Raw genomic sequence first — 12,816 nt, 5'->3', positions numbered from 1 at the left:
AGAAAGGCGGAAATCGCATGGAGCAGAACGTTGTTTTGGAAATGCGGGGAATCAACAAGAATTTCCCCGGTGTAAAGGCGCTACAGGATGTGGATTTTACTTTGAGAAAAGGCGAAATCCATGCCCTTATGGGCGAGAATGGTGCCGGGAAGTCTACACTGATCAAGGTGCTGACCGGCGTGGAGGAGTTTGAGACCGGTACAATCCGAATGGAAGGTTCATCCAATACCATCATCAACCGGTCGCCCCAGGAAGCACAGGAAAATGGCATCAGCACAGTTTACCAGGAGGTGAACCTGTGTCCCAATCTGTCAGTGGCAGAGAACCTTTATATTGGCAGAGAACCGAAAAAAGGTCCCATGATTGACTGGAGGACCATGAAGGAGGATGCCAGGAAGCTGTTGGAGGGACTGGATGTCCACATTGATGTGACCATGGCTGTGGAGAACTATTCCATTGCCATCCAGCAGATGATTGCCATTGCCAGGGCGGTGGATATGTCGGCCAAGGTGCTGATTCTGGATGAACCCACATCCTCCCTGGACGACGGTGAGGTGGAGAAGCTGTTTGTGCTGATGAGACAGCTTAAGGACAAGGGAATCGGAATCATCTTTGTCACCCATTTCCTGGAACAGGTATATGCTGTGTGCGACAGGATTACGGTTCTTAGAAACGGAACCCTGGTGGGAGAATTCAAGGTGGAGGAGCTGCCGAGGGTACAGCTGGTGGCCAAAATGATGGGTAAGGATTTCGACGATCTGGCAGCCATCAAGAAGGAGGGCGTGTCCACGGTCAAGGAAGATGTAATCATAAGCGCCAGGGGGCTGGGCCACAAGGGAACCATCAAACCCTTCAGCCTGGATATACATAAAGGCGAGGTCATCGGCCTTACAGGACTTCTGGGATCCGGACGTTCCGAGCTGGTCCGCGCCATATACGGCGCCGATAAGCCGGACAGCGGCGAGCTGGCCGTAAAGGGGAAGAAGTTAAAGGTCAACGCTCCCATTGACGCCATGATGGAAGGCATGGCCTATCTGCCTGAGAACCGCAAGGAGGAGGGGATCATCGCGGATCTGTCTGTGCGCGAAAATATTATCATTGCCCTCCAAGCCAAGAAAGGCATGTTCAGGCTCATGAGCAGGAAGGAACAGGAGGAATTCACGGATAAATACATTGATATTCTTCAAATCAAGACAGCCGACAGGGAGACTCCTATCAAACAGCTCTCCGGCGGCAACCAGCAGAAGGTAATTCTGGGACGCTGGCTCCTGACTAATCCTGATTTTCTGATTCTGGATGAGCCTACAAGGGGAATTGATATCGGTACCAAGACAGAGATCCAGAAGCTGGTGCTGAAGCTTGCGGAGGACGGCATGTCCGTGGTGTTTATATCCTCTGAAATCGAGGAGATGCTCCGCACCTGCAGCCGTATGGCGGTCATGCGCGACGGCGGGAAGGTGGGAGAGCTTAAGGAAGACGAGCTGAGCCAGGATTCCATCATGAAGGCAATTGCAGGAGGAGGGGAAGAATGATGGGGAAACTTAAAAAGTTGACAGGTTACAGGCTGTTTCTTCCGTTATCCTGTCTTATCATAGTACTGTTAATCAATCTGATTACCACGCCCACGTTTTTTAGGATTACGATTAATAACGGCGTCCTCTACGGATATATCATTGACGTAATCAACCGTGCCAGCGAGCTGGTGGTGCTGGCCGTGGGCATGACCCTGGTGGTATCTGCCTCCGCCGGAACCGATATTTCCGTGGGCGCTGTCATGGCAGTGGCTGCGGCTGTGTGTACCAGGGTCCTGGCAGGCGGTGAGGTGTCGGTCAATGAGTATGCCAATCCCTACGTCCTGGCTGTGCTGGCAGCCCTGGCAGCGGCCGTGGTGTGCGGCGGCTTTAACGGCTTACTGGTTGCAAAGCTTAAGATACAGCCCATGGTGGCGACCCTGATTCTGTTTACCGCGGGCAGGGGTATCTCCCAGCTGGTGACAAACGGACAGATCACATACATCCGCGTGGACGGATATAAGCTGCTGGGCAACAACATACCGGGAATTCCCATTCCCACCCCAATTTTTGTGGCTGTAATCGTGGTGGCGCTCACCTATATTCTGCTGAAGAAAACAGCCATGGGAATGTACATCCAGTCCGTGGGCATCAATGAGAGGGCATCCCGGCTGGTAGGTCTTAAATCCGTGAAAATCATCTGGATGGCCTATGCGTTCTGCGGACTGTGCGCAGGTATCGCAGGACTGGTGGCATCCTCCCGCATCTATTCCGCAGACGCCAACAACATCGGCCTCAACATGGAGCTTGATGCCATCGCGGCAGTGGCCCTGGGCGGCAACTCCCTGGGCGGCGGCCGGTTCTCCCTGCTGGGCTCCGTAATCGGCGCATATACCATCCAGGCCCTGACCACCACCCTCTATGCCATGAGCGTGCCTGCGGACCAGATTCCTGTATATAAGGCCATTGTGGTTATACTGATTGTGGCTGTGCAGTCAGAGGAACTTAAGAAATTCAGGAAACGTCTGGCATCCAGACATTCATCCAAGAACGTGGAAGGAGGAGTGGCATAATGAAAAACAGAAGTGAAAAGAAAAGACTGGACGGCAACTCCTTCCTGCTGGCTGTGACCATCATATTATTCTTTGTGATGTATATAGCAGGTATCATCATGTTTGGCGGCAGAGGATTTGCAAAGGTACAGAACTTCCTCAACCTGTTCATATCCAACGCGGGCCTGATTGTGGTGGCAACCGGCATGACCATTGTCATGATTACAGGCGGTATCGACATTTCCGTTGGTTCTGTGGTGGCCATGGTGTGCATGATGCTGGCCTGGATGATGGAGAGGGGAAATATCGGTGCGTTTCCGGCCATCCTTATCGTGCTGGTAACGGGATGTATATTCGGCCTGGTACAGGGCTTTTTGGTGGCCTACCTTAAGATACAGCCCTTTATCGTGACCCTGGCGGGCATGTTCTTTGCAAGAGGCATGACCTCCATTATCAGCCAGGAGATGATCAGCATCACAAATAAGACATTTACCGGCATTGCCACATTCAAGATGTACCTGCCCTTTGGCGGTTACCTGAATAAAAAGGGAGTCATGATTTATCCTTACGTATACCCCAGTGTTATCATCGCCCTGGTGGTTCTGGCCATTGTGTTTGTAGTGCTTAAGTATACCAAGTTCGGCCGTTCCATTTACGCCATTGGCGGAAATGAGCAGTCTGCCCTGCTGCTGGGTCTGAATGTGAGAAGAATCAAGCTCCAGGCTTATGTGCTGGATGGATTCCTGGCTGGACTGGGCGGCCTTCTGTTCTGTATGAACACATGCTCCGGTTTCGTGGAGCAGGCCAAGGGATTTGAGATGGATGCCATCGCGTCCTCAGTTATCGGCGGAACCCTTCTGACCGGCGGCGTGGGAAATGTTATCGGAAGCCTTTTCGGAGTTTTGATTAAGGGAACCATCGAGTCCTTTATTACCTTCCAGGGAACGCTTTCCTCCTGGTGGGTGAGAATTACCATTGCGGCCCTTCTGTGCTTCTTCATCGTGCTTCAGAGTCTGATTGCAGCACTGAAGAGAAAGAACAAGTAAGGGGAATCACCGAAACATGGCCGTCAGGCAAAAGTAAACAAAAAAGAGTTAAAAATTTAACAGAACATTGTGCCAGCAAGCCTGTCGTCGGCTTGCTGGCATTTTTTGCGTCCGGGGAACGGGATTCAGAACTATTTACAGGATGAGACAGGTCGTTTTTAGACGAAAATAGGAAAAATGACGTTAAAGTTGTACGTACAATAATAAAAAATATAAAAAAGTTCTAAATACCTATTGACAAACAAGCATCAAAAATGTATAGTGTATTTAAAGAAAAACGTAAGAAATATTGACGAAACGCACAATGCAGACAGAGTAAAATCTACAAAAGTGCAAAATAGTCCAAATGAATCAGATGGTATGACGCAAGGGTTGGCTGAATTAACGAAAGTACAAGCTTGTGAACATGTACACAAGTTGTATGTATAAATTAAACCATGGGAGGTAACATATGAAACGAAAAATTTTAAGCATGATACTGGGGACGGCAATCGCAGCTTCACTGTTAACAGGATGCGGCGGCTCACAGGAGGCAGCAGCTACCACAGCGGCAGCGGCAGCAGACACAACCGCAGCAGCGGCTGATTCCAGCGCAGCGGCAGACGCAGCTACCGAGGCAGCCAAGGCAGCAACCGGGGAAGGCAAGAAGGTAGGCGTTGCCATGCCTACACAGTCATCCGAGCGCTGGATTAACGACGGTGCCAACATGAAGAAGCAGCTGGAAGCACTTGGATATGAAGTAGACCTTCAGTATGCAGAAGATGATGTGCAGATGCAGGTTTCACAGATTGAGAACATGATTGCATCCGGTGTTAACTGTCTGGTAATCGCATCCATCGACTCCTCCGCACTTGTAAACGTAGAGGAGCAGGCTAAGAACGCAGGCATCCCCATCATCGCTTATGACCGTCTTCTGATGGATACCGACGCAGTTTCCTACTATGCAACCTTTGACAACAAGGGAGTTGGTACTGCAATCGGCAACTACATAAAGGAAGCAAAGGACCTGGACGCAGCCAAGGCAGCCGGCGAGTCCTACACCATCGAGTTCTTCATGGGCTCACCTGATGACAACAACGCACTGTTCCTGTACAACGGACTGATGGAAGTTCTTCAGCCATACCTGGATGACGGAACACTGGTCTGCAAGTCCGGACGTACCTCCTTCGAGGATACATGTATCCTGAGATGGTCCCAGGAAACAGCACAGCAGAACTGCGAGAACTATCTGACCGGCTTCTATGCTGACGAGAAGTTAGACATCTGCGCAAGCGCATTTGACGGTTTCGCATACGGCTGTAAGGCTGCTCTGGAAGGCGCCGGCTACAAGGTTGGCGAGGACTGGCCGCTGATTACAGGACAGGATGCTGAGCTGATGGCAGTTAAGAACATCATCTCCGGTTACCAGACAGCAACCATTTACAAAGATACACGTCTCCTGGCTGAGAAGTGCGTAACCATGGTACAGGCTGTTCTGGAAGGCGCAGAGCCGGAAATCAACGACACCGAACAGTACAATAACGGCAAGGTTGTGGTTCCTGCTTACCTGTGCACACCGGTAGCAGTAGACAAGGACAACTATAAGGAAATTATCGTAGACGGCGGCTACTATACAGAGGAGCAGCTGGCACAGTAAAGATGATTCGGGCGGCGGCATAGGTTCCGCCGCCCGATTGCGCTTTTTACAGAGTATCTTTCAAGAAAAGGAGTTGAAAAGATGTCCGATTATATTTTGGAGATGAACCACATCACGAAGGAATTCTCGGGCGTGAAAGCCTTGGACGATGTCAATATCAAGGTGAAACGCGGAGAAATCCATGCGCTGTGCGGTGAGAACGGGGCTGGAAAGTCCACCCTGATGAATGTGCTGTCCGGCGTTTATCCCTTTGGTTCATACAGCGGGGATATCGTGTATAACGGCAATGTGTGTCAGTTCCACAGCATCAAGCAGTCTGAGGCCAAGGGCATTGTTATCATCCACCAGGAGCTGGCCCTGAGCCCGTACATGTCGGTGGCTGAGAACGTGTTTCTGGGAAATGAGCAGAAAGCAGCCAAAGGTATCATTGACTGGACACTTACCCATAAGAAGGCCCAGGAAATGCTTGAAAAGGTTGGACTGGGAGGCGAAAACCTGAACGCGCCCATCAGCAGCCTGGGCGTGGGAAAACAGCAGCTGATAGAGATTGCCAAGGCCATGGCCAAGAAGGTGGAGCTGCTGATTCTGGATGAGCCCACAGCCGCACTCAACGACGAAGAGAGCCGCCGGCTTCTGGACATCATGCTGGACCTTAAATCCCATGGAATCACCAGCATAATTATCTCCCATAAGTTGAACGAAATCAGTTATGTGGCTGATTCCATTACCGTTATCCGTGATGGAAAGACCATTGAGACCCTGGAGAAGGGCAGAGATGAATTTACGGAAGACCGCATCATCAAAGGCATGGTGGGCCGCGAGCTGACCAACCGTTACCCGGAACGGCACTGTGAAATTGGTGATACGATTTTCGAGATAAAGGACTGGAATGTGTACCATTCCGACGACGCCCAGAGGCAGGTCATCAAGGACGTTTCCCTTCATGTGCGCAAAGGCGAGGTTGTGGGCCTGGCAGGACTTATGGGCGCGGGCAGGACCGAGCTGGCCATGAGCATATTCGGCAGGTCCTACGGACAGAAAATAAGCGGTACCATTAAGATAAACGGCAGGGAAGTACATATAAAGGACGTTAAGGACGCCATCAACAACAAACTGGCATACGTGTCCGAGGACAGGAAGAATTATGGACTTGTGCTGATTAAGGATATCAAGTGGAATATGACCCTGTCCGCCATGAGAAATTTCTTTTCCAAGAACGGTGTTCTCAATGAAAATGATGAGATTCTGGCTGCGGAGGATTACAAGAAGAAAATTAACATCAAGTCTAATTCCATTAACCAGACCGTGGGCTCCCTATCGGGCGGCAACCAGCAGAAGGTGGTTCTTGCCAAGTGGATGCTGACACAGCCGGATGTGCTGATTCTGGATGAGCCTACCAGGGGTATTGACGTAGGCGCCAAGTATGAGATTTACTGCGTCATCAATGAACTGGCCAAGTCAGGCAAGGCGGTAATCGTCATCTCCTCTGAGATGCAGGAGGTAATCGGTACCTGTGACCGTGTATACGTCATCAACGAAGGACGGATTGCAGGAGAGCTGACCAAGGAAGAGGTAACCCAGGAACGAATCATGAAATGTATTATGGCGGATAATGGAAAGGAAGCGTAGAGATGGATAAGAAGAAAACAGTTAATATTGATATGAAGCAGTATGGCATGGTACTTGCTTTAATCGCGGTGTTCTTGATTTTCGCAGTCATGACCGGCGGAAAGAATATGTCGCCGGCCAACATCAACAACCTGATCATGCAGAACGGATATGTGGTTATCCTGGCAGTTGGTATGCTGTTATGCTGTCTGACAGGAAACATTGACCTGGGCGTCGGCTCTATCGTGGCCCTGTGCGGCGCAACCGTAGGTATCCTGATGATTGACTACCACACCAATATGTGGGTCGCCATCCTGGCTGCCCTGGCAGTGGGCGCCCTGGCCGGTATGTTCGTGGGTCTGTTTGTATCCAAGCTCAGCATTCCGCCGTTCATCGTAACCCTGGCAACCATGCTTATGGGCCGCGGACTTACATATACCCTGTTAAAGGCCCAGACAAAGGGACCCCTTCCCACCAGTTATACTTATATCGGCGCAGGCTTTCTGCCGACTGTGAAGATTCCCTTTGGAAACGGCACCCTGGACCTGGTTTCCATTATTGTGGCAGGCATTGCCACGGTACTGGTTATTATGGCAGAGCTTAAGAGCATTAATACCAAGAAAAAATATGGTTTCTCAACCAATCCATTGTGGCAGGTTATTATAAAGGAAGCCGTCATTCTGATGATCGTATGGTTCTTCTTCTACAAGCTGTCACGCTATAACGGCATCCCGTTTGTGCTGGTCATCATGGGCGTACTGGTGGGCCTGTATCATTTCATCACCAGCAAGACCGTTGCCGGACGCCAGATATACGCCCTGGGCGGCAATGCCAAGGCGGCAAAGCTTTCCGGTATCAATACTGAGAAAGTGTTCTTCTGGGTATACACCAACATGGGTATTTTAAGTGCCATTGCAGGTATCGTGCTTTCCGCACGTAATGCCTCCGCAACCCCCAAGGCCGGCGACGGTTTTGAGATGGATGCCATTGCCTCCTGTTACATCGGCGGCGCGGCTACCAGCGGCGGTATCGGAACCATCATAGGAGCTGTGGTAGGTGCTTTTATCATGGGTATCCTGAACAATGGTATGTCCCTCTACGGATGGTCCACCGACATCCAGAAAATCGTAAAAGGCGCTGTACTTTTAGGTGCGGTTACGGTAGACTTGTTATCAAAGAGGAAAAAAGGATAGGTTTTGATTATGGGTACACAGGAGCTGAAATATAAAGCAGTCTATAACTGGGTGTTGGAAAACATTAACAGCGGGGCTTTGAAGGTGGGCGAAAAGTTGCCTTCGGAGAATGAACTCAGCGAGCGTTTCGGGCTGAGCCGCCAGACGGTGCGCCATGCCGTGGATATTCTGGAGCAGCAGAAGCTGGTCTTACGGGTGCGGGGAAGCGGTACGTATGTGGGCGGCAACGGCAAGGCGGAGCGCCAGGAGCGGTACATGAACATCGCTGTAATCAGTACCTATGTGGACAGCTATATTTTCCCTCCTGTGGTGCGGGGAATCGAGAGGGTTCTCTCCAAAAAAGGTTACACCACCCAGATTGCCTTTACCGGCAACCGGGTCAGCAGGGAACAGGACATATTGAATAACCTGATCGACAAAGACATTATAGACGGACTGATTGTGGAGCCGGCCAAAAGCGCCCTCCCCAATCCAAATCTGCATTACTACCAGGAGCTTAAGGAACGGGGAATCCCGATCCTGTTCTTCAACAGCCGGTATCCGGAGCTGGAGCTGCCCTGCGTGTCCATGAACGACGAGCAGGTGGGCAAAAAGGCTGTGGAATATCTGATTAAGAACGGCCACCGGAATATCGGAGGCGTGTTCAAAAGCGATGACGGACAGGGGCATTTGAGGTATAAGGGGTTTCTGTCAGGCATGCTGGAGGCAGGAATCAAGGTAAAGGATGCCAATGTGGTATGGCTGGACACGGAAGATTTTCTGGACCTGGACCAGTGGGCGGATTATCTGTTTCGCAGACTGGAAAGCTGTACGGGAGTGGTATGCTATAACGATGAGGTGGCCTATGTGCTGTCAGGACTCTGCGAGAAGCGGGGCATTGCCATCCCGGACCAGCTGTCTGTTGTCAGCATTGACAACTCGGACCTGGCAACCCTGGCCGGCGTAAAGCTTACCTCCTTCCCGCACCCCATGGAGGCGCTGGGCAGGAAAGCAGCAGAGAACATGATAAGTATGATTGAAAATCCCTATTTTGACGGTAACTATCTGTTTGATTCGGATATCATTGAGCGGGATTCGGTAAAGGTCCTGAAACAGCCGCATAAGGAGGAAATGTAATGGGTGCAAAAACCGGTGCAAAGAAAGAAGAAAATGCCGCGAAACCAACTCAGATAACCGTAATACTGCGTCTGGCGGCAGGAGGCTATCTTGTATACCTGGCCTTTGGCCTGCTGCAGGAGTTTTTAAAACCTGCGGGCGGAGGCAAGATGGTACAGCTTGGCTGTGCAGTTCTTTTTGGCGCCATAGGTGCATTTCTGGCCGGCTGGTCCCTTAAGAAATTCATAAAAGGCGAATATATTAAGTATGGCGAGATTCCGGATGATGAGGAAGAAGAACAGACAGAAGATTGACAGACAGCGATGCGCCAACCGGCCGGCAGCGGCCTGAGGGGCTGACAATTAAGGAGGATGAGAGATATGATAGCAGTAAAGAATTATAAGTTCTGGTTCTGTACAGGTTCACAGGATCTCTATGGAGATGAGTGCCTGGCACATGTGGCGGAGCATTCGGGAATCATTGTGGACAGTCTTAATAAATCAGGCATCCTGCCCTATGAGGTGGTGTGGAAACCCACACTGATTACCAATGAGCTGATCCGCAGGACGTTTAACGAGGCAAATGCGGATGAGGAGTGTGCAGGCGTCATCACCTGGATGCATACATTTTCACCGGCCAAGTCCTGGATTTTGGGACTGCAGGAATACAGAAAGCCCCTGATGCATTTTCATACACAGTTTAACCAGGAGATTCCCTATGATACCATTGACATGGATTTCATGAATGAGAACCAGTCCGCTCACGGAGACAGGGAATACGGCCACATGGTGACACGCATGGGCATAGAGAGAAAGGTCATTGTGGGCCACTGGAGCGATGAGAAGGTGGTGGGCCGCATAGCCGCATGGATGCGCACTGCTGTGGGCATCATGGAGAGCAGCCATGTCAGGGTGGCAAGGTTTGCGGACAACATGAGGAATGTGGCTGTCACCGAAGGCGACAAGGTGGAGGCCCAGATGAAGTTTGGCTGGGAAGTGGACGCTTACCCGGTCAATGAGCTGGCCGAGTATGTAAAGGCTGTGCCAAAGGGAGATATCACAGCCCTGGTGGACGAGTATTACAGCAAGTACACCATCCTGCCGGAAGGCAGGGATCCGGAGGAATTTAAGCGCCATGTGGCGGTACAGGCCCAGATTGAGGCCGGCCTTGAGAAGTTCCTTTTAGAGAAGGATTACCACGCCATCGTTACCCACTTTGGGGATTTGGGCGAGCTGCAGCAGCTTCCCGGTCTGGCTATCCAGCGTCTCATGGAAAAGGGATACGGATTCGGCGCAGAGGGCGACTGGAAGACGGCTGCCATGGTCAGGCTGATGAAGATTATGACCCAGGGCATGAAGGACGCCAAGGGAACCTCTTTCATGGAAGATTATACATACAACTTAGTGCCTGGCAAGGAGGGAATCCTGGAAGCCCACATGCTGGAGGTATGCCCCACCATTGCAGACGGGGAAATCAGCATCAAGGCCTGCCCGCTGTCCATGGGTGACAGGGAGGACCCGGCCAGACTTGTATTCACATCCAAGACAGGCCATGGTATCGCCACATCTTTAGTGGATCTGGGTACAAGGTTCCGCCTGATTATCAACGATGTGGAGTGCAAAAAAACAGAAAAGCCAATGCCTAAGCTTCCTGTGGCAACCGCGTTCTGGACGCCGGAGCCAAACCTGGCAACCGGGGCAGAAAGCTGGATTCTGGCAGGCGGCGCCCACCATACGGCGTTCTCCTATGACCTGACGGCCGAGCAGATGGGAGACTGGGCTGATGCCATGGGTATTGAGACAGTCTATATTGACAAGGATACAAGCATCCGCGCTCTTAAGAACGAGCTTCGCTGGAATGCGGCAGCTTACAGGTAGGCATGAGGCAGAATGCTTTGCGTCCGGAAGCTGCGGCGGTTTGAGGCGGCCTGCGGATTAGGAACAGGATATATGGGGCGGACCCTGGGAGCATATTTTTACTGTGCCCTCAGGCCCGCTCCTTAATGAGTAAGTGGAGGGGCAATTCATGAGTTTAGATATAAATAAGATAAAAGAACAGATTGAGCATGGAAATACTTCCCTGGGCATAGAGCTGGGCTCCACCAGGATTAAGGCAGTCCTTATCTGTGAGGACCACACACCCATTGCCTCCGGCAGTCATGATTGGGAAAACAGGTATGTGGATCACATCTGGACCTATACCCTGGAGGATATCTGGACCGGCATCCGGGACTGCTACGGCAAAATGGCTGAGGATGTGAAGGAAACCTACGGCATCACCCTGACCACCATTGGTTCCATTGGTTTTTCAGCCATGATGCACGGTTATATGGCATTTGATAAAGAGGGCGAGCTTCTGGTGCCCTTCCGCACCTGGAGGAACACCATTACAGGTCCTGCCGCCGGGAAGCTGACAGAGGTATTCCGGTACAATATCCCTCAGAGATGGAGCATTGCCCATCTCTACCAGGCCATCCTCAATAAAGAAGAGCATGTGAAGGATATCGACTACCTCATTACACTGGAGGGATATGTGCACTGGAAGCTGACAGGCAGACGTGTTCTGGGCATTGGTGATGTGGCAGGCATGTTCCCGGTGGACATCCATGCCAGGGATTTTGACCAGAAGCGCGTGGAACAGTTTGACCAACTGGTAGCAGGAGAGAATTTCCCATGGAAGCTGCGGGACATCCTGCCCAAGGCTCTGGTGGCGGGAGAGGACGCAGGTGTCCTGACGGAAGAAGGGGCAAAGCTTCTTGATGCATCCGGAAACCTGAAAGCCGGCATTCCCATGTGTCCGCCGGAGGGCGACGCAGGCACCGGCATGGCGGCCACCAACAGCGTGGCTGTGCGCACCGGAAACGTGTCTGCCGGTACCAGCGTGTTTGCCATGGTGGTATTGGAAAAGGAACTGGAGCACGTATATCCTGAGATTGATCTGGTGACCACGCCGGCCGGCGATATGGTAGCCATGGTGCACTGCAACAACTGTACGTCGGATTTGAATGCATGGGTGAACCTGTTTAAGGAGTTCTCAGAGGCCATGGGTATGAAGGCAGATATGAACCAGCTCTTTGGAACCCTTTACAACAAGGCCCTGGAGGGAGATTCCGACTGCGGCGGACTGCTGGCCTACAATTATTTCTCAGGAGAGCACATCACACACTTTGAGGAAGGCCGTCCCCTGTTTGTGCGTATGCCGGACAGCCGGTTTAACCTGGCAAATTTCATGAGAGTACACCTGTATACATCCCTGGGCGCCCTTAAGACCGGCATGGATATCCTGCTTAAGAAGGAGCATGTGAAGGTGGACAGTATTCTGGGCCACGGCGGTCTCTTTAAGACAAAGGGTGTGGGACAGAGAATCCTGGCAGGAGCCATGAACGCGCCGGTGTCTGTCATGGAGACAGCCGGTGAAGGCGGTGCCTGGGGCATTGCGCTGCTGGCCTCCTACATGCGGTGCAGGCAGGAGGGCGAGACCCTGGACGCTTACCTGGCCAACAAGGTTTTTGCCGGGGATAAGGGAACCAGAATGGAGCCTGTGAAAGAGGATGTGGAAGGATTCGAGGCATTCATGAAGCGGTATGCAGAGGGGCTTGCCATTGAGAAGGCTGCTGTGGAGCATATGAAGGATTAAGCTGTGAGCAAGAAGGACTAAGCTGTGAACAAGAAGGAC

At 51.6% G+C, this 12,816-nt stretch carries 10 protein-coding genes; all 10 read left to right on the top strand.

Annotation, left to right across the window (positions count from 1 at the left end; genetic code table 11):
* Positions 1–17 precede the first annotated feature (17 nt).
* The 10 genes from CGC65_RS20070 to CGC65_RS20025 all read left to right on the top strand — a co-directional run bounded on the left by CGC65_RS20070 (position 18) and on the right by CGC65_RS20025 (position 12,777).
* On the top strand, positions 18–1,532 hold the full coding sequence (locus tag CGC65_RS20070) for a sugar ABC transporter ATP-binding protein (RefSeq protein WP_002565183.1): 1,515 nt from the start codon (positions 18–20) through the stop codon (positions 1,530–1,532).
* Positions 1,529–2,584 carry an ABC transporter permease gene (locus CGC65_RS20065; RefSeq protein ID WP_002565182.1) on the top strand — a complete coding sequence of 352 codons (1,056 nt, stop codon included), beginning with the start codon at positions 1,529–1,531 and terminating at the stop codon, positions 2,582–2,584. Before CGC65_RS20070 ends, CGC65_RS20065 begins: the two co-directional genes overlap by 4 nt.
* Positions 2,584–3,609, top strand: coding sequence for an ABC transporter permease subunit (locus CGC65_RS20060; protein ID WP_002565181.1), 1,026 nt, complete (start codon positions 2,584–2,586; stop codon positions 3,607–3,609). Before CGC65_RS20065 ends, CGC65_RS20060 begins: the two co-directional genes overlap by 1 nt.
* A 451-nt stretch (positions 3,610–4,060) precedes the next feature.
* On the top strand, positions 4,061–5,245 hold the full coding sequence (chvE, locus tag CGC65_RS20055) for a multiple monosaccharide ABC transporter substrate-binding protein (protein ID WP_002565180.1): 1,185 nt from the start codon (positions 4,061–4,063) through the stop codon (positions 5,243–5,245).
* Between the two features lie 81 nt (positions 5,246–5,326).
* Entirely contained in the window at positions 5,327–6,874 is a 1,548-nt protein-coding gene (gene mmsA, locus CGC65_RS20050) for a multiple monosaccharide ABC transporter ATP-binding protein (protein WP_002565179.1), read from the top strand.
* 2 nt (positions 6,875–6,876) lie between these two features.
* Positions 6,877–8,046 (top strand): multiple monosaccharide ABC transporter permease, encoded by a 1,170-nt coding sequence (gene mmsB / locus CGC65_RS20045; RefSeq protein ID WP_002565178.1) that lies wholly within the window; start codon positions 6,877–6,879, stop codon positions 8,044–8,046.
* Between the two features lie 9 nt (positions 8,047–8,055).
* Positions 8,056–9,162 carry a GntR family transcriptional regulator gene (locus CGC65_RS20040; RefSeq protein ID WP_002565177.1) on the top strand — a complete coding sequence of 369 codons (1,107 nt, stop codon included), beginning with the start codon at positions 8,056–8,058 and terminating at the stop codon, positions 9,160–9,162.
* A complete protein-coding gene (locus CGC65_RS20035) occupies positions 9,162–9,455 on the top strand; it encodes a hypothetical protein (RefSeq protein WP_002565176.1) in 294 nt (97 codons plus the stop codon). Before CGC65_RS20040 ends, CGC65_RS20035 begins: the two co-directional genes overlap by 1 nt.
* A 66-nt stretch (positions 9,456–9,521) precedes the next feature.
* Positions 9,522–11,018, top strand: a complete 1,497-nt coding sequence (gene araA, locus CGC65_RS20030) for an L-arabinose isomerase (RefSeq protein ID WP_002565175.1) — start codon at positions 9,522–9,524, stop codon at positions 11,016–11,018.
* A gap of 148 nt (positions 11,019–11,166) precedes the next feature.
* Positions 11,167–12,777 (top strand): xylulokinase, encoded by a 1,611-nt coding sequence (locus CGC65_RS20025; protein ID WP_002565174.1) that lies wholly within the window; start codon positions 11,167–11,169, stop codon positions 12,775–12,777.
* Positions 12,778–12,816: the final 39 nt, after the last annotated feature.

This window comes from Enterocloster bolteae, from assembly GCF_002234575.2.
Lineage (GTDB): Bacteria > Bacillota > Clostridia > Lachnospirales > Lachnospiraceae > Enterocloster > Enterocloster bolteae.
This window is presented reverse-complemented; position numbering and strand designations above follow the sequence as displayed.